The sequence below is a fragment of the Variovorax sp. 679 genome, from assembly GCF_003952185.1.
Classification (GTDB): domain Bacteria; phylum Pseudomonadota; class Gammaproteobacteria; order Burkholderiales; family Burkholderiaceae_C; genus Variovorax.
Genome location: NZ_RXFS01000012.1, coordinates 84,263 through 108,355, shown reverse-complemented (window position 1 = coordinate 108,355; position 24,093 = coordinate 84,263). Strand labels below are relative to the sequence as shown.

At 63.2% G+C, this 24,093-nt stretch carries 12 protein-coding genes; 9 read left to right on the top strand and 3 right to left on the bottom strand.

Translation table 11 applies throughout. The features are described 5' to 3' along the window. Positions 1-92: 92 nt before the first annotated feature. From EJO71_RS27705 to EJO71_RS27680, 6 genes are all read left to right on the top strand, one after another. The gene (locus EJO71_RS27705; protein WP_125951864.1) at positions 93-1,589 is read left to right on the top strand and encodes a circularly permuted type 2 ATP-grasp protein; all 1,497 of its coding nucleotides are present in this window, start codon (positions 93-95) and stop codon (positions 1,587-1,589) included. 13 nt (positions 1,590-1,602) lie between these two features. After that, a complete protein-coding gene (locus EJO71_RS27700) occupies positions 1,603-2,559 on the top strand; it encodes an alpha-E domain-containing protein (RefSeq protein ID WP_019656032.1) in 957 nt (318 codons plus the stop codon). Positions 2,560-2,839: 280 nt separating this feature from the next. Continuing rightward, positions 2,840-13,501: a hemagglutinin repeat-containing protein gene (locus tag EJO71_RS27695; protein ID WP_276311700.1), complete on the top strand. Its 10,662-nt coding sequence runs from the start codon at positions 2,840-2,842 to the stop codon at positions 13,499-13,501. A gap of 22 nt (positions 13,502-13,523) precedes the next feature. Then, a complete protein-coding gene (locus EJO71_RS27690) occupies positions 13,524-14,066 on the top strand; it encodes a hypothetical protein (RefSeq protein WP_125951866.1) in 543 nt (180 codons plus the stop codon). A 162-nt stretch (positions 14,067-14,228) separates the two neighbouring features. Next, positions 14,229-14,825 (top strand): hypothetical protein, encoded by a 597-nt coding sequence (locus EJO71_RS27685; RefSeq protein WP_125951867.1) that lies wholly within the window; start codon positions 14,229-14,231, stop codon positions 14,823-14,825. A 38-nt stretch (positions 14,826-14,863) separates the two neighbouring features. Further along, entirely contained in the window at positions 14,864-16,585 is a 1,722-nt protein-coding gene (locus EJO71_RS27680; protein WP_125951949.1) for a ShlB/FhaC/HecB family hemolysin secretion/activation protein, read from the top strand. 28 nt (positions 16,586-16,613) lie between these two features. On the opposite strand, the gene EJO71_RS27675 is transcribed toward EJO71_RS27680, so the two are convergent. Further along, the gene (locus EJO71_RS27675; protein WP_125951868.1) at positions 16,614-18,254 is read right to left on the bottom strand and encodes a phosphoethanolamine transferase; all 1,641 of its coding nucleotides are present in this window, start codon (positions 18,252-18,254) and stop codon (positions 16,614-16,616) included. A gap of 186 nt (positions 18,255-18,440) precedes the next feature. Between EJO71_RS27675 and EJO71_RS27670 the strand changes: the two genes are divergently transcribed. After that, positions 18,441-18,902: an SH3 domain-containing protein gene (locus EJO71_RS27670; RefSeq protein ID WP_125951869.1), complete on the top strand. Its 462-nt coding sequence runs from the start codon at positions 18,441-18,443 to the stop codon at positions 18,900-18,902. Positions 18,903-18,909: 7 nt separating this feature from the next. Here EJO71_RS27670 and glpK read toward each other — a convergent pair whose 3' ends face one another. Both glpK and EJO71_RS27660 read right to left on the bottom strand, forming a co-directional pair. Further along, positions 18,910-20,406, bottom strand: coding sequence for a glycerol kinase GlpK (gene glpK, locus EJO71_RS27665; protein WP_125951870.1), 1,497 nt, complete (start codon positions 20,404-20,406; stop codon positions 18,910-18,912). Between the two features lie 19 nt (positions 20,407-20,425). Further along, positions 20,426-21,196, bottom strand: coding sequence for a DeoR/GlpR family DNA-binding transcription regulator (locus EJO71_RS27660; protein WP_125951871.1), 771 nt, complete (start codon positions 21,194-21,196; stop codon positions 20,426-20,428). A gap of 122 nt (positions 21,197-21,318) precedes the next feature. On the opposite strand from EJO71_RS27660, the gene glpD reads away from it, so the two are divergent. Then, positions 21,319-22,995 (top strand): glycerol-3-phosphate dehydrogenase, encoded by a 1,677-nt coding sequence (gene glpD / locus EJO71_RS27655; RefSeq protein WP_125951872.1) that lies wholly within the window; start codon positions 21,319-21,321, stop codon positions 22,993-22,995. Between the two features lie 24 nt (positions 22,996-23,019). Continuing rightward, positions 23,020-24,093: an ABC transporter ATP-binding protein gene (locus EJO71_RS27650; protein WP_125951873.1), complete on the top strand. Its 1,074-nt coding sequence runs from the start codon at positions 23,020-23,022 to the stop codon at positions 24,091-24,093.

Sequence of the window (24,093 nt, the reverse complement as noted above, 5' to 3'; positions counted from 1 at the left end):
AAAAGTCGTCCGGCCTGTCTCCGGCCTTGGCATCAGGGGTTCTACTGGCCCTGAACTTGCTAAGCTATGTGCTCAAGGAGATTGGTCGTTCCATGCACAAATTCGACGAGATGTACGAGCAGCTTCCCTACGCTGGAGCTGCGATCCGACAGCACTACAAGCGCTACGACCAATGGCTCGCGAAGCAACCCGGTGAGGTGATGCGTTCGCGGCGAGAAGAGGCGGAAATGATTTTCCGCCGGGTCGGCATCACCTTCGCGGTGTACGGCGCCAAGGACGAGGACGGCTCCGGCACCGAGCGGCTCATACCGTTCGACCTGCTGCCCCGCATCATTCCCGCCCACGAGTGGGAGAGCATGGAAAAGGGGCTGGTACAGCGCGTCACGGCGCTCAACCGCTTCCTGCATGACGTTTATCACGACCAGGAAATCATCAAGGCCGGCATCATTCCGGCCGAGCAGATCCTGAACAACGCGCAGTTCCGCCCAGAGATGATGGGCGTCAACGTGCCGCACAACGTCTACTCGAACATCTCGGGCATCGACATCGTGCGCGCCCCCGATGCGCAGGGCAACGGCGAGTACTACGTGCTCGAGGACAACCTTCGCGTGCCCAGCGGCGTGAGCTACATGCTCGAGAACCGCAAGATGATGATGCGGCTCTTCCCGGAGCTCTTCAACCAGAACCGCATCGCGCCGGTCGCGCATTACCCCGACCTGCTGCTCGAAACGCTTCGCGCCAGCGCGCCGCCGGCCACGGCCGAGCCCACGGTGGTGGTGCTCACGCCCGGCATGTACAACAGCGCCTACTTCGAGCACGCCTTCCTCGCCCAGCAGATGGGCGTGGAGCTGGTAGAGGGGCAGGACCTGTTCGTCAAGGACAACTTCGTCTACATGCGCACCACGCGCGGCCCGAAGCGCGTCGACGTCATCTACCGCCGCGTGGACGACGACTTCCTCGACCCGGAAGTGTTCCGCCCCACATCCACGCTGGGCTGCGCGGGCCTGATGCGCGCGTACCGCGAAGGCAACGTCGTCATCTGCAATGCGGTGGGCACCGGCGTGGCCGACGACAAGTCGATCTACCCCTACGTGCCGAAGATGGTGGAGTTCTACCTCGGCGAGAAGCCGATCCTGAAGAACGTGCCCACTTACATGTGCCGCAACAAGGACGAGTTGCAATACACGCTCGACAACATGAAGGACCTGGTCGTCAAGGAGGTGCACGGCGCCGGCGGCTACGGCATGCTGATCGGCCCGGCTGCCACGCAGGCCGAGATCGAGGACTTCAAGAAGGCCGTGATCGCCAAGCCCGACGGCTACATCGCCCAGCCCACGCTGAGCCTGTCGACCTCGCCAACCTTTGTCGACGCAGGCATCGCGCCGCGCCACATCGACCTTCGGCCCTTCGTGCTCTCGGGCAGCGAAGTGCAGATGGTGCCCGGTGGCCTCACGCGCGTGGCCCTGAAGGAAGGTTCGCTGGTGGTCAATTCGTCGCAGGGCGGCGGCACCAAGGACACCTGGATTCTCGAAGCCGACCGCAGCCCCAAGCCCAAGGCGGCGCCTGCGCAGTCGCAAAGCCAATCGTAGGAGGACAACGAAGATGCTGTCACGTACCGCCGACCATCTCTACTGGATGTCCCGCTACACCGAGCGCGCGGAGAACACCGCGCGCATGCTGGACGTCAACTACCAGACCTCGCTGCTGCCGCAGTCCGCCGAAGTCGCCAAGTACGGCTGGCAGGGTGTGCTTTCCATCAGCGAGCTGCTGCCCTGGTACAACCAGAAGTACGACCAGATCGCGCCCAAGGAGGTGATGGAGTTCATGGTCAAGGACGAGAGCAACGCCTCGTCGATCGTCTCCTGCCTCAAGGCCGCACGCGAGAACGCGCGCGCCGTGCGCGGCGCGCTCACCACCGAAGCCTGGGAAACGCAGAACACCACATGGCTCGAAGTCAACCGCATGCTGCGCTCGGGCGACTTCGAGCGCGACCCCGGCCAGTTCTTCGAATGGGTGAAGTTCCGCTCGCACCTGTCGCGCGGCGTCACGCTGGGCACCATGCTGCAGGACGAGGCCTTCTACTTCTCGCGCCTGGGCACCTTCCTGGAGCGTGCTGACAACACCGCGCGCCTGGTCGACGTGAAGTTCCATGCGCTGAATAGCGAGTTCTTCGGCGCCGCCACCGAGGAAGATCAGGAATACGACTTCTATCACTGGAGCGCGATCCTGCGCAGCGTCTCGGCCTTCGAGGTCTACCGCAAGGTGTACCGTGACGTGATCAAGCCCGAGCGCGTGGCGGAGCTGCTGATTCTTCGCGCCGACATGCCGCGCTCGCTGCACGCTAGCCTGGTCGAGGTGGTCAACAACCTTGCGAAAGTACAGAACGAGCAGAGTGCGGAGACGCAGCGCCGTGCCGGCAAGCTGCTGGCGGATCTGCAATATGCGCGGGTCGACGAAATTCTGGCGACCGGGCTGCATGCTTATCTCACGCAATTCCTTGATCGCGTGAATGAACTGGGTGTGCGGATCAGCCAGGATTTTCTGGTTCCGGCGCATTGATTGGAAATGCGGAGGCTTCATCCTTTTTCCGAGGGTGAAGCCAGCCCGGTTCGATGCGAATTCTTGACAATTGTTGACGAGGCAGATTCGATCAACAAGAGATTAATCAATAAGAATTAATTCAACGGAATTGAATAAATTCTGTCGTTGAAAAGCATGTATTAATTCCTTGAAAGCAAGCGCCGCTCTTTCATAATCGCGCCCCTGCAGCTTTCATTTCGTCACAGATTTGACTGCGAAATGACAACTACCAGGGAGCCTCAGAACAATGAATCGGCACTTGCACCGCGTGGTCTTCAACGCGGCCAGAGGGATGCGCATGGCGGTCCAGGAAACGGCCGCCAGCACTGGCAAGGGTGCCAGCAAGGCGACCAGCGCTGGTGTCTTCGTCGCCATCGCAGGCGCGTTGATGGCAATGTCGGCGCAGGCGCAAATCGTCGGCGCTCCCAACGTTCCAGGCAACCTTCGCCCGACCGTGCTGACAGCGCCCAACGGCGTGCCGCTGGTCAACATCCAGACGCCTTCCGCTGCTGGTGTCTCGCGCAACGTCTACAACCAGTTCAACGTCGGTGCGAATGGCGCCATCCTGAACAACAGCCGGGTGAACGTGCAGACCCAGTTGGGTGGGTTCGTTCAGGGCAACCCGTTCCTGGCATCGGGTCCGGCACGCATCATCCTCAATGAGGTCAACGGCGGAGCGCCCAGCCAGCTTCGCGGCTATATCGAAGTGGGTGGCCAGCGCGCCGAAGTGATCATCGCGAACCCGGCGGGCATCAGCGTCGATGGCGGTGGCTTCATCAATGCCAGCCGCGCCACCCTCACGACCGGCACGCCGCAGTTCAACGCCGTCGGCGGTCTCGACAGTTTCCTTGTTCGTGGCGGCACCGTCACCATCGACGGCGCGGGCCTCGATGCCAGCAAGACCGACTACGCCGCCATCCTCGCGCGCGCCGTGCAGGCCAATGCGAGTATCTGGGCCAGCGAGCTCAAGGTGGTGACCGGCGCAAATCAGATCAGCGCCGACTATAGCCAGATCACGCCTACGGCGGGTACGGGCGCTGCTCCGACGTTTGCGCTCGATGTTGCTGCCTTGGGTGGCATGTACGCAAACAAGATCGTCTTGATCGGGAGCGAGGCCGGCCTGGGCGTACGCAACGCCGGCAATATCGGCGCCGGTGCAGGGGGACTTGTCGTTACGGCGGCAGGCCGTCTCGAGAACATCGGCACGCTGGAAGGCCAGCGCGTTGAATTGACCACACCTGGCGATATCTCCAACCGTGGAGGCACGATCCGCCAGGGCAGCTCGACAGGCCTGACGATTGCTTCGTCGGTCTTGAGCAATACCAACGGTGGGGTAATCGGTGCTGAGCCCGTGAGTGCCAGTGCAAGCGGCGGCGGCGCGGCAACTCCTGGGACCCCGACACCAAGCGGCGGTGGAGGCTCGGCCACACCATCGACAACGGACGCTGGTGGCACCAGCACAAGCACCGGCGGCACGTCTACTCCGACAACGTACACGCCACCAGCGCCAGGCGTCATCACCGCCGGTGGTACCGTATTCAACGACGGCGGCAAGATCTACGCGGGTGGTCCCATCACGCTCAACACGCCGCAGATCAACAATGCTGGTGGCTCGCTCAATGTCGCGACGATGGCTGTCGCAGGTCCGAGTTTCAGCAATGCGGGTGGCACGCTCAATGTCAGCCAGAGCTTCGGCGCAAACGTCGGCACGTTCGACAACACCGGAGGCAAGCTCAATGCGGGCAGTCTGAGCATTACCACCACCGGCGATCTGCGCAACGTCGACGGCACGCTCACGAGCGCGTCCGATGCCAATCTGACAGTGGGCGGCAATGCCGACAACGCGCGCGGGACCATCTCGGCTACGGGTGCGCTGACCGCCAACGTCGCAGGCGCGATTCAGAACACCTCTGGCAGGCTGGCTTCGAACCAGAGCCTCAATATCACCGGCCAGTCCCTGAACAACAGTCAGGGCAACATCTCTTCAGCAGGCAGCAATGTTCAGCTCAACGTTGGTCAGCAGCTGCTGAACACCGCTGGACATATCGCCGGCGGCGGGACGCTTGGCATCCAGACCGGGAGCCTCAACGGTACTGGTGGCAACCTGCAAAGCACCGGAGACATGACCGTCACGGCCAGCCAGGATCTGACCTCTACCGGCACCAACGTCGCAGGTGGCAACGTCACATTCACGGGCGCTTCCGTCGACCTCTCGGGTAGCCAGACCGGCGCAGCCAATATTGCTATCACGGCGACCCAGGGCAACGTGATCACCAGCGGCGCCACTGTCGCGACCTCCGCGCCTGCCGGCACGCTCGCCATCACTGCTGATGCGCAGTCCGGTCAGACGCTGGTCAACAGCACTGGCAAGCTCAACGCCGCCCAGTTGCAGATCAATGCCTCGAACATCGCCAACACCAATAGCGGCGAGATCATCCAGACGGGCACCGGCGCGACCGTTCTTGCCGTCAGCGGCAGCATCGACAACTCGAACAGCCACATCGCCACGAACGGTCAGGACCTGACGCTCCAAGCCACATCCATCACGAACACCAGCGGCAAGATCGAACATGCCGGCACCGGTACGCTGACCATCGCCGGCGGCAACTTCAACGGTGCGAACGGTAAGCTCACCGGCAACGGTGCATTGGTCGTCGACCTCACTGGCGCGTTCAATCAGGACGCTGGCACCACCTACGCAAAACAGATCGACATCAAGGCCGGCTCGCTGAGTAACCAGCGGCTTGGCAGCATCGTGCAGGCCGGCACCGGCAACACGACGCTCAATGTCAGCGGCGCTCTTTCCAACAACGGAGGCACCATCGCCAGCAATGGCGTCATCACGGCCAGCGCGGGCTCGATGACCAACAAGGGCGGCAAGCTGCAAGCTGCCGGCAGCTCCGATCTGAACCTCGCCGTCGCGAATTCTCTCGACAACTCCGCGGCGGGCCAGATCCTGGCGGGCGGCAATGCCACCGTCCAGGCAGGTAGCTTGAAGAACGACACAGGCAACCTGACGGCCGTCGGCAACCTGAGTGCAACCATCGCAGGTGGGGCCACGAACGCAGGCGGTACGTTGGCCGCCAATGGCAACACCACGGTCACCGCCGCCAGTTTGGACAACAGCGCCGGCACGACCGCAGCCGTCAGCGGCAATCTGGCCGTGACGACCACGGGCGCCACCACCAACACAGGCGGCACCTTGCAAGCCGGCGGTACCACGACGTTGAGCAATGGTGGCCTGAGCAGCGCGGGCGGCAAGGTCTTCGGCAACAGCCTGAGCATCGACACCCATGGGGGAGCGCTGGACAACAGCGCCAAGGGGACCATCGCGGCGGACACCACTGTCGACGTGAAGTCCGGAGCACTCAACAACGACACCGGCCTCATCCAGTCTGGCACTGCGATGACCATCGATACCAACAACCAGGCGCTCATCAACACCAAGGCGGCCGGCTACACCAACGGCAAGGGGGGCATCACGAGTGCAGACACCCTGACGCTCAACGCGGGCTCCGTCAAGAACAACGCGGGGTTCGTCAGCGCCAAGGAAGCGCTCACCGCCACGACAAAGGCTGCGCAGGGTTTTTCCAACACCACCGGCGGAAAGGTCATCGGACAGGCGGCGGTCACGATCAACACCAGCGGCGCGAGCTACGACAACAGCGGTGGCGAGACCCAGGCGGTCGGGGCCCTGACGGTCAATGCCGGCGCGCTCCAGAATGCGGGCGGTCTGCTGCGCTCCAGCGACACCACGACCTTGAACGCGGCGAGCGTCGACAACGCCAACACCAGCGGCACGAACCAGGGCATCGAGGGCACGAACGTCACGATCAATGCCGGGGGGCTGGGGAACAAGACCGGAGCCATTCGCGCTGTACAGAATCTTTCTGTGACCAGCGGTGGCACCGTGGACAACTCGACGGGCGGCCTTCTGTCAGCGGGAGACACCCTCAAGGTTACCGATCCGAACGCAGGGAATCCGAGCGCCAAGACGCTCAACCTGGTGAACACCGGCGGCACCCTGACGGCCACGAACAGCCTGCAGATCGACGCCGCCAAATTCAGCAACGACGGGAATTTCACGACTGGCAAGGACCTATCCGTCGCGCTCACACAGGACATCGTCAACAACCGCGACGTCAGTGTCAGCGGCAATCTCACCTACGGCACCACCGGCAACCTGACCAACAACGCCAAGCTGCTCGCGGGCAATACCCTGACGGTGAATGGCAATGTGGTCGGCAACAACGCCGCGGGCGAGATGTCGGGCACGAACACCATCGTCAATGCCGGTACCCTGAACAATCGCGGGCTGATCGACAGCCAGGGCAGCACGCAGGTCAACGTGGGAACCCTCAACAACATCGGCACAGGCCGCGTCTACGGCAATGCCATTTCAATCAGCGCCGGGACGTTGACGAACGAGGCCGAGACAATGGGCGGTACGACAACGGCGGCCACCATCGCCTCGCGGGGGGATTTGGATATCGGCGCGGGCAACCTCACGAATCGCGAACACGCGTTGATCTTCAGTGCGGGCAGCATGGCTATCGGCGGTGCGCTCGACGCGAACGGTGCGGCCACAGGTCAAGGCAGCATCTTGGACAACCTAAGCGCAGACATCCAGTCGTTGGGCAGCATGTCCATCTCGATGGCCAACGTCAACAACCGCGACGTGCACATCCAGTTGGGCACGCCCACTTCGGTCTCGAGCGTGGCGGTCGGCGTGGCGCCAGTCACGCCAATGGGCAGTGGCGTCGGCAGGACGACGCAGTACAAGATGGAGGAGGTTAACCTCGATCCTATTGATGGATTCATCTATCGCAAGGACACTGGCGAGTTGGTCGGCATGGGAGGCTACGGCGTCTGGACCAACAACATCACGACGGTCTCGGACACTGCCATCAATGTCGACCCGGCGTACTTCATCGCGGGTGGCAACATGACGGTCAACGGCCGCCTGCACAACCAGGACAGTCAGGTCCTCGCGGGAGGAACGATCACCGCCAATGCCTACCAGTCCAGCCAGCTGACAGGCTCGGTCAATGTGTCGGGCCTGGCGAGCGTGGTGAACAACCAGGGCCAGGTGCAGGCCGTCAACATTCCTCTGGTACTGGCGCCGCAGAGCATCGCATTGGGCGCCTACAAGTATCAGGAGAACCTCAATGCGACCACGGGCTACAACGCCGGCAGCGCGGCCAAGGGATCCGGCAGTGCGACCGGTGGCGGGGCCGGTAGCGCAAGCGGCGGTCCTGGCGCGGGCGTCATCGTGGAGGTGGCGGCCAATGTGGGCACGGTCGTTAGCACGGGCGGCACTGGGGCCAGCGGCGCATCTGGCGGCAGCAGTGCCGGAAGCACTCGGACCGTCCCGGCGGTGGTGCGCACCAGCACACCGAACCTGAACGTGCCCCAGGCGAGCCTGTTCCGTACGCAGGCCGGTGGGAACTACCTGATTGAGACCGACCCACGGTTTGCGAACTATCGCAACTGGCTCAGTAGCGACTATCTGCTCAACAGTTTCGGGTTCGACCCGAACAACACCCTCAAGCGCTTGGGCGATGGCTTCTATGAACAGCAGCTCATCCGCGAGCAGGTCGCCCGCCTGACGGGCTATCGTTATCTGGGTGGGTTCAACAACGACGAGGCCCAGTACGCCGCACTGATGGATGCAGGTGTGACCTTTGCGAAACAGTACGGACTCCGTCCAGGTGTGGCGTTGACTGCCGCGCAGATGGCCCAGCTCACGAGCGATATCGTGTGGCTGGTCGAACAGACCGTCACCTTGCCGGATGGCTCCACGCAGAGGGCGCTCGTACCGCAGGTGTATGTGCGGGTCCAGCCGGGCGACATCGACGGCTCTGGCGCGCTCCTGAGCGCGGATGCCACAGTTATCAAGAGTACAGGCGATGTGACCAACAAGGGCACCATCGCAGGCCGATCTTTGGTGTCGATCAGTGCCGACAACGTCAATAACCTCGACGGCGGCAGGATTGCTGGTGGAAATATTGGTATCAATGCTGCAAGAGATATCAACAACATTGGATCGAGCATCGCCGCCAGGGACACCGCCGTCCTGACGGCGGGTGGGGATATCAACATGGAGACCACCACGCGGTCTCGCGGCACGAGCACCGCCATCGATCGTGTGGCTGGCGTCTACGTCACCAACCCGGGCGGTGTATTGCTGGCCTCCGCAGGCCACGACGTCAATCTTGTCGGTGCAGCCCTGGTGAGCGCGGGCTCCGCGGCCGTTGGTGCCGGGCGCGATGTCAACCTCGGCACAGTCACCGAAGGCCACACACTCGTCTTTAGCGCTCCAGGCGCGGCGGGCATTTCGAGCGAGAGCCGCGAGATGGGCTCCGTCATTCAAGGACAGGATAACGTCCAGGTAGCTGCTGGCAACAATCTGAACATCCGTGCTGGTGCCTTGCAAAGCTTGAATGGCACGTTGGTCGCCACTGCTGCCAACGATATCAACGTCACTTCAGGGCAAGCGACGAAGAATACTGCGTCAGTCACGCGGAAGTCCTCCCAGAACCTGTTCAGAAAGAGCAGTTCCAGCACAGCAGATACCAGTGCCACCACCGAGGTCCTTTCCAGCAGTCTCGGCGGCAAGAACGTCGCGCTGGTCGCGGGTAACGACATCAATCTGCAGGCAGCACAGCTTCGCGCCGTCGATGCAATGAGTCTGTCCGCAGGTCGAGACATCAACCTCACGACAGCCAACCAGACGGATCTGGAACTGCATGCGGCCCAAAGCAAGACCAGCGGCACGGCCTTCGGCATAGGATTGGCCGCCGCTACGTTCATGGGTGACGCAACGGCGGTTGCCATTGCTGGCAACAAGAAATCTTCCAACCACGCCGACGCCAGTATCTCCACCCAGGCCATAGGCACCACGATTTCGACTGGAAGCCTGCAAACGGTGAGCGGGCGAGACACCACGTTGCAGGCGGCGACTGTCGTGGCGGACAACGGCATCACCATGATGGCTGGACGCAACTTGACGGTCGAGAGCGCTCAGAACTACCGCATTTCGAGCAGCTACGACGCCAGCAGCAAGTCCGGGATGATCGGCACTTGGTACAACCCAGCCATCGGCAACATCAAGGGCTCGCAAGCCAACGCCGAGATCAGCACGACGCAGCAGGCCAGCCAGGTAGCCAGTCTTGCAGGCAATGTGACGATGATCGCGGGTAACGAGTACCGCCAGACGGCCAGCAGCGTCTTGGCTACAGGACAAGCCGGACCGCTGGTCGGGGGTGACGTCAATATTCTGGCGAAGAACGTCATCATCAACTCCGCCGACAACACCTCGCTGTCAATGACGCTGGACAAGAGTTCCAGCACTGTCGTCGGCGGAAGCGCCAGCTTCGGTGGAATCAGCACAAACATGATTCAGGGGGCAGTGAACACCGTGAGGGCAGTGGGTGGCACTGGCGGTGATGGTCGCATGCAGGCCCTCGGTGCAGTGAACCTGGCCATGGAGGGCAAGTCCGCGTACGACACGGCTCAGGCGGTTGCGAGCGGCGGTCCGATGAGCTACGGCGTGAGCGTGAACGTCAGCCGCAACACCAGCCAGAGCACGAGTGTTACCACCACCACCACGGCGGTGGGGGCCGGCATCGTGGGGGCGAACAACGTCAACATCGTGGCCACGGGTGCAGGGAAGGACTCCAACATCGACGTGGTCGGCTCGACCATAGCGGCGGGGAACACTGTGAACCTGGCCGCTGATAACGCTGTGACGCTCGAAGCCAGCAAGAACTCGAGCGTAACGACGGGCCGGAACTCCAGCCATGGAGCAAGTGTAGGGGTGACCTTCGGGGCTGGAGCGCAGAACGGCTTCAGCATCCAACTGGGAGTGAGCAACGGCAAGGGCAGCAACGACCAGAACGGCGTCAGCTACAACGCTTCGCAAGTCATCGGAGGTCAGGCGGTGAACGTCTCCTCGGGCGGAGATCTCATGCTCAAGGGGGCAACGATTCAGGCCAACAGGGTCACCGCCGACGTGGGCGGCAACCTGAGCATCGAGTCCTTGCAGGACACGAGCATCGGGCGCTCGCGCCAGAGCAGTTCGGGTTTCAATCTGAATCTGTGCATTCCACCGATCTGCTACGGCGTCAGCACTGCAGGAGTCAGCGCGGCGGGAGCCAAGTCCGATGGTGTGTTCATCAGTCCCGCCATTCAATCCGGGATCAAAGCAGGCGATGGTGGCTTCGATGTCAAGGTCTCAGGAAACACGGATCTGAAGGGCGCGGTGATCGAGAGCACGCAGGCAGCAATCGACTCCGGCAAGAACAGGTTCAGCACTGGTGGCTCGCTCACGATGAGTGATTTGCAGAATGTGAGTCAGTCCAGCGGCAGCAGCTATTCGATGAGCGGTAGTGTGGGGTTCATGGCTGGTGGTGCGAGCAATCAGCAGGCCGCCATGCGCATGGATCAGAACATGAGCGAGAGCCAGGTCGCAATGGCCAGCAACACTGCGCCCGGCGGCAGCGCGGGCACGGGGAGCTACAGCAGCAGCCAAAGCAGCGTTACCAAGTCCGGTATCTCCGGCATTGCGGGCGATCAGACAGTAAGGACCGGCGACAACAGCAGCGCCGGTACCTTGATCAAGGACTGGAATACACAGGACATCATCAAGAATGTCCAGGCACAGACGCAGCTCACGCAGGAGTTCGGAAGACAGGCCGCCAGAGCGATCGGCGAATATGCTGATGAACAGGAAAGGCAAGCTCAAAGGCTGCGCGCGCAGGCTGCACTAGCTGGTGATCCCGAAACCAGCCAGGCACTCATCGGCCAAGCAGAGACACTGGAAGGCCAGTGGCGCGAAGGTGGTACTTCACGTGTGGGGTTGCACGTTCTTGCCGGTGCGTTGGGAGGGGGCGTTAACGGAGCGCTCGGAGCGGCTGCAAGTGCCGGAACTGCGCCACTGCTCAACAGTCTTCAGGATTCAATTGCAAGTCAGTTGATCGCCTCGGGCGTTAATGAACAGAGCGCTATCGCGACCGCACGTGTGATCTCCGGAAGCACTGCGGCGGCGTTGGGTGCTGCAGTTGGAAGTGCGGGAGGCGCGGCAACGGCGCTCAATACGGACCTGAACAATCGCCAGCTGGCGCCACAAGAGCAGGCACTCTTGCGCAAGAAGGCGCGCGAACTTGCTGCAGCCCAAGCTGCAGCAGGCGGGCCGGTGGGCAATGACACGTACTGGTACAACATTCTGTCGTTGGCCGCTACCGCAGGCATGGACGAGCAGACCGCAAAGGATCTGAAAAACTACTTGAACAGTCTCGCGTATCAGGCGCAGCAGCCGAATGCCAATCCCGTCGGTGCACAAACATTCTTGAGAGACTTGGTTGCCGCACAGGGCTACGTCAATGAGATGCGCGGCCAGACGTTGTACGACGGCAATGGCAACGCGATTGTGGTGGATGGCGGTGTTTTGACCACCTTCATGGCGACAGGGAATCAATACGCAAATCACAACCTCTTCGGCGGAGGGCCGATTGGTGGATTTGCGACTATGCTGGGCTTCGGCAACGGGGCGGGGTCGGTTTCCATAGACCCGGAATACTTGGCAGCAGGACGGGTCAATTCGCAATCGGATACGCAGATAAAGAGCCTGCTCAACAGCGTGATGGCAAGTACGTCGGATGCGATAACGCCCATCTGTCCTGAGTGCAATCTGATCGGACTTAACGTTGCCGGAATGGCGCAGGGGCTAGCCGGAGCACTTAGGGGAACCGCGGCGGCGGAAGTCAACGCGATTGCAGATGTGACAAAGGCATTGGCAAGCGGGAGAGGAGATACAGGAGTTGTTTTGAGTGAAGGCCAGCGCTTGACACAGGCAGAGGCCAATGCTGCGCGGTTGACTCCTTGCTGCTTCGCACCGGGAACCTTGGTGTCAACGGAAGCAGGCGAGCGGACGATTGAATCCATCAAGATTGGCGAGCGTGTTTGGACGCGGCTCGAAGATGGAACAGGCGCTCCGTTCCTGGCTCCCGTGACCGCCACACACGTTCGCGATGACCGTCCTATCCTCCGTTTGAGCATCCGGGAGGGCGACAAGAGCGAAGACTTGCTGGTGACGCCGGGCCACCCCTTCTATGTGCCAGGGCGTGGATTTGTCGGTGTCGAAACCCTCAGGTCGGGTGATCCTCTGGTTTCGCGTAGCGGCCAAGCTCCGTTGCACGTGCGCTCAGTCGCGCTGGAGTCGCCAAAGGGCGTTACGCACAACCTGACAGTGGAGGCGGGGCACACATTTTTCGTGGGTGCATTCGATACCTGGGTGCATAACGTAGGACCTTGTGTCTCCTGCGCCAACGGAAGCTGTGCCGTGCATCTGCCTGACTCACTTCCGGGCATAGGTAGTGGTGGCGCCTACGGCAAAGGGGTTGCTGGGCCAGAAGTGAATAGATTCATTTCAGACGCGTCCGCCAATCGTGTTGCCGATGTCTTTGCCGCGCGGAAGGAAAATCCCGCATTACTTGCACAAGGTGAATCTGTGGGAGTGAACGGCGGATCAGTTGTTGCGAAATCAATTAAAGACGTCTCGATAGCTGAACTTCAGTACGCCTATGATTCCGCAGCAGCGGGGAATAAAGTGGTTATTTTGGGTGGCAGTGGCAATAGCGGCCTTGATCTTATTATCAATGGGCAGAGATTCGAGTTGGCCACCGTCACGGCAAATAGCGATGCTACTGTTTTTTATGCCATCAAAAGAAAGCTGGAGTCCAGTGCCCCTGGAGGAACTATTTACGAGAGCGGTGCGTCCATCGTCATTGATGGGCGGGCGGCTAATTTAAGCATGGGCAACGCAAGAAAAGCAGTGCAAGAAATATTGAATAGCGAAACTTACAGGTTAAATCCAAAGACGGTAACAATATACACAGCACAGGGGAAGGTTGTTTTTTAATTCGATTTAATGGAGATTGAAAATGGCTGTGGAATTTGTATTGCTTAATCTCGATAGTGGTGATGTTTTTTTTCTCGGAGATCAGCGAACTTTTCGACCGATTCCAGAGATCGGCATAGATGAAGAGCATAAGTTTTTTGATGAAATACCCAATTACGATAGTGCAGAGCCTACCGAGAGGCTGAGGGATTTTTATCGAAAAGCCGGACATGCCTTAAATTTCTTTTTGGCCCATTCTCGTGGGTGTCGGTTAATTGTCATGGAGGCGGGTGATTTGTTCAATTTGCTCGGAGAGCTGGGTGAAGAGTATTCAGGGGTGCATATCAGCCTTGCACAGTTTGACGCGGGATACTACAAAAATCGCTTAAAAAATATTGAATCCGCCAAACCTGTAACTGAAGTGGAAAAAAAATCACATTCGGATAGAGAGACTCACTGCAAAGAAGAAATAAAAGAAATTTTTCGAAAAAATATCGAAAAAAATAAAATAGAAAACCCGGGTACTTCCGAAGTGACACTCGGAAATCTTCGCCCCATTCCTGTCTTTACTCCTTGGGATGATTGAACTTAAACTCTGGGCGCAATCCGGCTTGGCTGGATTTGTGTAGTCCAAATTCAATTTGCACTACGAATAAATTTTTGGTTAGACATTTGAATGGAAGAGAAATAAATTTTGCGAAAGCAGATGTTATTTATGATGAACGGATGGACTCTTAGGTCAGAAAATATGAAGCTGTCACACTCCCTCCTGTCTCCTGCTGTGACCATGGCGGTTGTCGCCGGTGTGTTCTTGTCTGGCTGCGCAATCAAGCTTTCTCCGCCCATCACCGGCTACACCTGCTGCAACTTGCGTCCCGATTACGGCTGGGTATCCAGCACCAACATGCTGGGCGGTGCCATCGTGCCGGCCGGCGAGCCTGTGGTGATCGACACCGTGAAGCGCGATAAATACGCTTACGGCACGATTGGTGGCGACTACGTCTCTCTGCGAGATGACACCGCCCGCAGCAAGGAAGACATGCAGCGCTGGATGCGCCAGATCGTTATTCCGACAGACCCCAAGCAGACGCTTGCAAGCTGGAGTTCCGACGTTCAGAAGGCTGTCTACTCTGCCAAGGTCGTGGTCGGCATGACCCGGCCTCAGGTGCTGATGTCGCTGAGCTATCCGTCGCGCAACGACACCAAGGACCTGAACGCCAACACTTGGCGGTACTGGACGACCCAGGAAGATGAGCCGGTAGACATCCTCTTTGGCGCTGATGGCACCGTAAGCGGCTTCTCTGGCAAGCCGTCCGCTGTCCGTACGGTTGAGTTCAAGCGCTGATCATGATTCGTCCTGTTGGCGTGCATCAGCGCACGCGCATGGCCGTGGCCGCAGCCCTTGTCGTCTCCCCGCTGGTAGCACTGGCCCAGCAATCCCCAACAACGCCACAGCCCTTCGTTGAGCAGCAGCGTCAGCAAGAGCGCGAACGCGCTCTGCGTGAGCAGAACGAACGCACCGTTGATCAGCGCCCGCAAGCCGCGCCGCCGGCACCGGTGGCGCGCATCCCCGAATCCGAGGCCCCATGCTTTCGCATCGACCGCGTACTGCTGGTCGGCGAGCAATCCGAGTCTTTCCAATGGGCCGTGGCCGATCTGTCCGGCCCCGAGCGCAGCGATTCGCCTCTCGGTCGCTGCCTTGGCACCGCTGGCGTCAATGTGGTGCTGGCGCGTGCGCAGCAAGCCGTCATTGCGCGTGGCTTTGTCACCACCCGCGTGCTGGCCGCCCCGCAGGACTTGTCGACCGGCACGCTGACGCTCTCGCTGGTACCCGGCCGCATTGCAGCCATTCGCACGACTGCTGATTCCTCATCTACGCTGCTCGGCAGTTCCGCCTTGCTGGCCACGGCCATCCCCGCGCGTCCAGGTGATCTGCTGAACCTGCGCGACATCGAGCAAGGCCTGGAAAACTTCAAGCGCGCCCCCACCGCCGAAGCCGACATCCAGATCGAACCTTCGACCGCCCCCAACGCCAAGCCCGGCGACAGCGACCTCGTCGTCAAGTACGTCCAAGCCAAGAAATGGCGCGTCACCCTGAGCCTGGACGACAGCGGCACCGAAGCCACCGGCCGCTACCAGGCCGGCGCCACCCTGTCCCTGGACAACCCCTTCGGGCTGAATGACCTGTTCTACGTCAGCGCCAACCACAACATCAACAACCACGTCTTCGGTGACCCAGCCAAGGGCACCGAAGGCCAGACCGTTCACTACTCGCTGCCCTACGGCTACTGGCTGCTGGGCCTCACCGCTTCCAACAGCCAGTACCACCAGAGCGTGGCCGGCCTGAACCAGGACTACGTCTACGCCGGCAAGACCAACAACGCCGAGGTCAAGCTCTCACGCCTGGTCTACCGCGACCAGAGCCGCAAGACGAGCGTGGCGATCAAGGGCTGGCGCCGCGAGTCGCGCAACTTCGTGGACGACACCGAGGTCGAGGTGCAGCACCGCGTGGTCGGTGGCTGGGAGCTCAGCCTCAATCACAAGGAGTACCTCGGCGAGGCGACGCTCGAAGGCACGCTGGCCTACAAGCGCGGCACCGGCGGCTTCGGTTCGCGCACCGCGCCGGAAGAAGAGTTCGGCGAGGGCACTTCGCGCCTGAAGCTCTACACCGCCGACATCAGCCTAAACGCGCCATTCAAAGTCGGTGAGCAGAAGCTGCGCTATTCCGGCTTGATCCGCGCCCAATGGAACCGCACGCCACTGACGCCGCAAGACCGCTTCGCCATCGGCGGGCGCTACACGGTGCGAGGCTTCGATGGGGAGACGAGCCTGATGGGCGAGCGCGGCTGGCTCATCCGCAACGACGTCGGCTGGGCCGTGGGCCAAAGCGGAGCGGAGCTTTACGTCGGTGCCGACTATGGGCATGTGGGTGGCCGCTCGACGGTCGATCTGCTCGGTCGAAGTCTCGCCGGCGCCGTCGTCGGCGTGCGCGGCCAGTGGACCAAGCTGAGCTACGACTTCTTCGTCGGCGCGCCGATCAGCAAGCCGGAGGGTTACCGCACTGCGAAGGTCACGCTGGGCTTCAATCTCAACGCGAGCTTCTGACGCGGCAGGCGATCGTGCGGCTTGCGAGCTACCGCGAGAACGACTCGACCTTCACCGGAATCTCCGGCGCCTGCCACCGATAGGACTCCGCCAGCACATCCCTCTCGGGCTGCTGTCCGTTCCACCGAATGTTGAGCAGATCCATCAAAGTCCAGCCCGTCCAGTCCGCTCGGAAAGGTTGCTGCGTGGCCGCCTGCGGCAGCGGCTGCCGGTTGCGCCACACCACGGCCGGAATACGGTAGCCCGAAGCAGTCGACGGGCTATGCCCCGCGCGGTCGCTCACATGCCCCACCTCCTGCCCGTGGTCCGACAAATACATCCACGCCCGGTACTCGCCCGGCTTGCCCGGCGCACGCGTCTGCTGCAGCAACTCCGACACCACGAAGTCGTGATACAGCAGCGCCGCGTCGTACTCCTGCCGGTAGCGGCGCACCCAGGCTGAACGGCCGTCCTTCACCAGGCCGTTCTCCACCGCATCCACGTTGTCGTCGAAGGGATTTGCGTTCTCGGGAAAGCGCAGGCTGTAGTGCGGGTGCGCGCCCATCAGGTGGACGACGATGAGCTTGCGGTCGGTGCTGGTGTCTGCCAATGCTTCCTGCATGCAGTCGAGGATCTCGCCGTCCAGTGATGCACTGGCGCGGCCCGGCGTGCGGTTGACCATGTCGACCACGTCGGCCAGCCGCGCGTGCTGCTGCTCGATGGCGAGGTCGTCGTGGTTGCTGATCCACCAGACCTTGTAGCCGGCAGCGCGCGCGAGTGCCAGCACGTGCGGCGGGTTCTCGGCCTCGGGCAGGCCGAAGTGGAACATGTTGCGCAGCGCAGGGAGGGTGCTGGCGTCCACCGACCACGCGTTCTTCAGCACCGCCATCTGGTCGCCGGTCTGCGCCTTGTGCGCCAGCAGGCGCGGCGTGGTCGGGCGACCGTAGCCATAGAGCGCCATGTTGTCGCGGTTGATGCTGTCGGTGATGACGAGCACCACAGTGGATGGGCCTTCTTGCGCAATCACCGGCGCGATGCCCTTGGCCTGCGCCATCAGTCGATCGCGCTGCTTCTGCTGGTCGGCCCACGCGGAGCGCAGCGTGTGGAGGGAGTCGATCCACTGCGTCCAGAAGATCGCGGGATGCAGCCTGCGCCAGGGCTTGCTCGCATAGGCCACGCAGGAGACAAGGAGCAGCAGCGCGACCAGCGCCACCACCCATCGCGACGGCCGGGCGGAGGCGGCGCCCGCCACGGCACCGCGCCGCGCGAACACGCCCACGAGCACGCCCGCCACGACCAGCACCGCTCCCCACACTGCCGCCGAGCGCCAGTGCATCCACAGATACTCGGAGCCCTCGCGCGCATTGGTGTTGGCCGCGGCGCCCAGCACCATCGCGCCGTCGGGCGCTGCCTGGTAGGTATCGAGCAGATAGGCGCGCACTGCGCCGTCGAGCGCGAAGCCCATGGCCCAGAGCCAGACCAGCATCGTGCGAACGCGCCGCATGCGCGCACTGCGCAGCGGCCACGCGAGCCACAGCACCATCGGCATGGCGAGCACCGCGAGCTGCGCGGTACGGCGGCCGTCATGGCCCAGTGCGATAAGCGCCAGCAATGTCGCGCCCACCACGCCGCAGGCGAGCAGCGCGTTGCGCGACGACGACGGGGATGCGTCTTGGGGCAGGGTGGTCAAGCGGGTGGCGCGGCGAGTCGGGGGCGGGCGGATTCTGCCCCGGGGCTCGCGCGGCGGCTCCAGTGCCCCGATGTCGCAGAGGCCCTTTGGCGAGCCGGTGCACTCAGGGATATCCCGGCGGAACTTATCTGGCGGCAGCTTCCCAGACGGGCTTTCCGCAACTCCCCAGAAAGGAATCCCCGCTCCATGCTCAGATTCAGCCGGCTGCCCGCGCTCCTGCTCGCTTTCGCTCTTTCATGGATGGCGCTGCCGTCCGCCACCGCCGCACAGACGCAGATGGTCAGCGTCGCCGTCAAGACGCTGAACATGCGCACAGGCCCCGGCCAGCGCTATGAGACGCACTGGACGGTCACCAAGGGCTATCCGTTCCGCGTGATCGGCAGGAAGGGCGACTGGCTCAGGGTCAGCGACTTCGAGGGCGACAAGGCCTGGGTCTTCCGTCCGATGACGAACAAGACGCCGCACCACGTGGTGAAGGCCCAGTCGGCCAACCTGCGCCGTGCACCCGGTGCGCGCAGTCCGGTCGTGAAGAAGGCCGGCTATGGCGACGTGCTGTGCACGATCGAGCGGCGCGGCAACTGGCTCAAGGTGCAGCACGAAGGCGGCGCCACCGGGTGGGTGCAGCGCAGCCTCGTCTGGGGCTGGTAGGACCGGATCAGGTCGCCGTGGCCTGCCGCACGGCGCGCTCCCAGCGCGCCATCGATTCCTCGGCCTGCGCGCGGCCCATCGTCGGCATGAAGCGCCGCTCGATCTTCCACAGCTTCGACAGCTGGCGTGCGTCGGTGTAGACGCCGGTGGAAAGGCCCGCGAGATACGCGGCGCCCAGCGCGGTGGTCTCGATCACTTCGGGCCGCACCACCGGAATGCCCAGCAGGTCGGCCTGGAACTGCATCAGCAGGTCGTTCACGCTCGCACCGCCGTCCACGCGCAGTTCCGCCACGGGCTTGCCGCCGGCCGCCACCGCGTCACGGCTCATGGCCTGCAGCAGCGCGGCGCTCTGATAGGCGATGCTTTCGAGCGCGGCGCGCGCGATGTGCGCCACCGTGGTCCCGCGCGTGAGGCCGGTGATCGTGCCGCGCGCGTCGGCGTCCCAGTAGGGCGCGCCGAGGCCGGTGAAGGCCGGCACCATCATCACACCGCCCGCGTCGGGCACGCTCTCGGCGAGCGACTGCACTTCGGCGCTGCCCTTGATGGCCTTGAGCCCGTCGCGCAGCCATTGCACCACCGCGCCGCCCACGAACACGCTGCCCTCCATCGCGTACTGCGGCTTCGCGTCGGTCTGCGCGGCGCTGGTCACGAGCAGGCCGTTGTGCGAGGGCTGGAACTCGCCGCCGGTGTGCATCAGCAGGAAGCAGCCGGTGCCGTAGGTGTTCTTGGCCATGCCGGCCTCGAAGCAGGCCTGGCCGAAGAGGGCGCTCTGCTGGTCGCCGGCCACGCCGCCGATGGGCAGCGCGTGGCCCAGCAGGGCCGCGTCGGTGTCGGCGAAGTGCGAGCTCGAGGGCTGTACCTTCGGCATCAGTGCTGCGGGAATGTCGAGGGCCTTCAGCAGGTCGGCGTCCCACTCGTTGCGATGCACGTTGAAGAGCATGGTGCGCGAGGCGTTGCTCACGTCGGTCACGTGTACCTTGCCGCCGGTGAGCTGCCACATGAGCCAGCTGTCGACGGTGCCGAAGGCGAGTTCGCCGCGCTCGGCCTGTTCGCGCGCGCCGGGCACGTTGTCGAGCAGCCAGCGCAGCTTGGTGCCGGAGAAGTAGGCGTCGATCACGAGGCCGGTCTTCTCGCGGATGGTGTCGGTCATGCCTTCGTCGCGCAGCTGCGCGCACAGCGGCTCGGCGCGACGGTCCTGCCAGACGATGGCGTGGTGCACCGGCTGGCCCGTCTTGCGGTTCCACAGCACGGTGGTCTCGCGCTGGTTGGTGATGCCGATGGCGTGGATGTCGGCAGGCTGGAGCTTCGCCTTCGCGAGCACCTCACGCGCGGTGGCGAGCTGGCTGCGCCAGATTTCCATCGGGTCGTGCTCGACCCAGCCCGGCTGCGGATAGATCTGCGTGAGCTCCTTCTGCGCGATGGCGACGATGTGGCCTTCGCGGTCGAACACGATGCTGCGCGAGCTGGAAGTGCCCTGGTCCAGGGCGAGCAGGTAGGTGGTCATTCGTTCGTGTTCCTTCTTGTCAGTTCTCGCGCGCGATCTCCAGGCGCACCTGGGCGGTGTGCAGCAGGTCGGCGAATGGCGCCGGCGGCTCCGCGTCGGTGAAGAGCCGGTCGATCTGCGAGAGCGTGCCCAGCTGGATCATCGCGGGCCGGTTGAACTTGCTGGCGTCGGCCGCGAGCCACACCTCGCGCGCCTGCGCGATGATGGTCTGCGCCACCTTCACCTCGCGCAGGTCGAAGTCGCGCAGCGAGCCGTCGGCCTCGATGCTCGACACGCCGATCAGCGCGATGTCGACCTTGAACTGGCGGATGAAGTCGATGGTGGCCTCGCCCACGATGGCGCGGTCGCGCGGGCGCACCGAGCCGCCCGCCACGATCACCTCGCACGAGGTGTTGCCGCTCAGGATGGTGGCCACGTTCAGGTTGTTGGTGATCACGCGCAGGCCCGTGTGGCGCAGCAGCGCCTTGGCGATGGCCTCGGTGGTGGTGCCGATGTTCAGGATCAGCGAGCAGTCATTGGGCACCAGCTCCGCCACGCGGCGGGCGATGCGGGCCTTGCCCTCTGCGTTCAGGGTCTCGCGCTGCTGGTAGCCGATGTTCTCGGTGGTCGAGCTGGGCACGCGCACGCCGCCGTGGAAGCGCGTGAGCAGGCCCTCGTCGGCCAGCCGCTGCACGTCACGCCGCACGGTCTGCAGGGTGACGCCGAGCATGTCGGCCAGTTGCTCGACGGTGACGGAACCGCGCGCGCGCACGGTGTCCAGGAGGTTGATCTGGCGCGGGTTGGAGTTCACAGGGGCGTCGTGGAAGGCGGGAAGACTGCGTTCGAGGGTACAGGGCGCGTCACTTTAAAGCGAAAAAAAACGAAGCCAACTAAGGGAAAACTCGTAGGAAAATCGCGCCAAAAGGAACCCAAATGAAAAAACACGAAAATACAATGGCCGCCGTCAGTGACCGAAGTCACACATCAACGGACCCATTTGCTGTGAGCGATTTTTCCTCCGGTTCGCCCGCGCCAGCCACCGATTGCGACGTGCTGATCGTCGGTGGCGGCATCAACGGCTGCGGCATCGCACGCGACCTTGCGGGCCGCGGCTGGCGCGTGGTGCTGTGCGAAAAGGACGATCTCGCCTCGCACACCTCGTCTTCCTCCACCAAGCTGATCCACGGCGGTCTGCGCTACCTCGAGTACTACGAGTTCTCGCTGGTGCGCAAGGCGCTGCAGGAGCGCGAGGTGCTGCTCAAGAGCGCGCCGCACATCATGTGGCCGCTGCGCTTCGTGATGCCGCACGACCCCTCGATGCGTCCGGCCTGGATGATCCGCATCGGCCTGTTCATGTACGACCACCTGGCCCGCCGCGAGGTGCTGCCGGGTTCGCGCAGCGTCGACCTGCGCCGCCACGCCGCGGGCAAGCCGCTGAAGGATCAGTACAAGCGCGGCTTCATCTATTCCGACGGCTGGGTCGACGACGCGCGCCTGGTGGTTCTGAACGCGCTCGACGCGCAGGCACGCGGCGCCGAAGTGCTGACCCGCACGCGCTGCGTGCATGCCCAGCGCGATGCCGACGGCTGGACCGCCACGCTGCTGGGCGCCGATGGCAACAAGCGCACGCTGCGCGCCCGCGCGGTGGTCAACGCCGCGGGGCCGTGGGCCGAGTCCTTCCTGCGCGGCGTGGCGCAATCGGCCAAGGGCGAGGCCCTTGCCACCAAGAGCCTGCGCCTCGTGAAGGGCAGCCACATCGTGGTGCCGCGGCTGTTCGAGCACGACCACGCCTATATCTTCCAGAACCCCGACAAGCGGATCATCTTCGCGATTCCCTACCAGGACGAGTTCACGCTGATCGGCACCACCGACATCGAGCTCACCGGCGACGATCCCGGCGCCGCGCGCATCGCGCAAGAAGAGATCGACTATCTCTGCACCCAGGCCAGCCGCTACTTCGAGAAGCCCATCGCGCCTTCCGACGTGGTGTGGACCTACTCGGGCGTGCGCCCGCTGCTGGACGACGACTCGGGCGACCCTTCGGCCGTCACGCGCGACTACATGCTCGAGTCGAACACCACCGCGGCGCCGCTGCTGTCGGTGTGGGGCGGCAAGATCACCACCTTCCGCAAGCTGGCCGAGGACGCCGCCGACGAGGTCGGACGGATGCTGGGCCAGTCGGGCGCGCAACGTCCGGCATGGACCGATGGCGCCTTCCTCGCGGGCGGTGACCTGTCGGCCTGGATCGGCGCAGCGAAGCGGCCCGACGACGATTTCGAGCGCTTTGTGTCGGCCGTGCAGGCGAAGTACCCGTGGCTCTACGGCCAGCTGGCGCGTCGTCTTGCGCGGGCCTACGGCGCGCGCATCGACCAACTGCTGGGTGACGCGAAGTCCTTCGCCGACCTGGGCGCCGAGGTGGCACCGGGTCTGTTCGAACGCGAGCTGCGCTTCCTGCAGGACAACGAATGGGCCGTGAGCGCCGAAGACGTGCTCTGGCGGCGTTCCAAGCTGGGCCTGCACTACACGGCCGAGGAGCGCGAGCAGGTCGCGCGCTGGCTGCAGCTGAATCAGCCGCGGCAACCGCAGCAGCAACGCGCCAACCACAACTAGACCGGACACAAGGGAAGAGCGCCAATGCAATTGACACTCGAGCGCGTCACCAAGAAGGTGGGAGCGCAGACATGGCTCTACGAGCAGAGCATCGCGCCCAGGAGCGGCGCGGTCACCGTGCTGCTGGGCGCCACGCAGGCCGGCAAGACCAGCCTCATGCGGCTGATGGCCGGGCTCGACACGCCCACCACCGGCAAGGTGCTGGTCGACGGCAAGGACGTGACCGGCATGCCGGTGCGCGAACGCAACGTCGCGATGGTCTACCAGCAGTTCATCAACTACCCCTCGCTCAAGGTGGCGGACAACATCGCCTCGCCGCTCAAGCTGCGCGGCGAATCGAACATCGACGCGCGGGTGAAGGCGCTGGCCGACAAGCTGCACATCGGCATGTTCCTCGACCGCTATCCGCAGGAACTGTCGGGCGGCCAGCAGCAGCGCGTCGCGCTGGCGCGCGCGCTCGCCAAGAATGCGCCGCTGATGCTGCTCGACGAGCCGCTGGTCAACCTCGACTACAAGCTGCGCGAAGGCCTGCGCGAGGAGCTCACGCAGCTCTTCGCCACCGGTGATTCGACCGTGATCTATGCGACCACCGAGCCGGGCGAAGCGCTGCTGCTCGGTGGCTACACCGCGGTGATGGATGCCGGCGAACTGCTGCAGTACGGGCCCACGGCCGAGGTGTTCCATGCGCCGCAGTCGCTGCGCGTGGCGCGCGCCTTCAGCGATCCGCCCATGAACCTGCTGCCGGGCACGGCCACCGCAGGCCGCGTGCAGCTCGCGGGTGGCCCGGCATTGGCGCTGGCATTGCCCGAAAGCGTGTCGGGCCCCGTCACCGTGGGCCTGCGCGCGAGCGCATTGAACGTCGACGCGGGGCAGGGCGACATCGCCCTGCCGGGCAAGGTGGAGCTGGCCGAGATCTCGGGCTCCGACACCTTCGTGCACGTCGAGACGGCGGTTGGCGAACTGGTGGCGCAGCTCACCGGCGTGCACCGTTTCGAGCTGGGCGCTTCGCTCACGCTGTACTTCAGCGCGTCGCAAGCCTATGTGTTCGATGCCAGTGAGAAGCTGGCGCTGGCGCCTGCATGGCGCAAAGGAGACTAG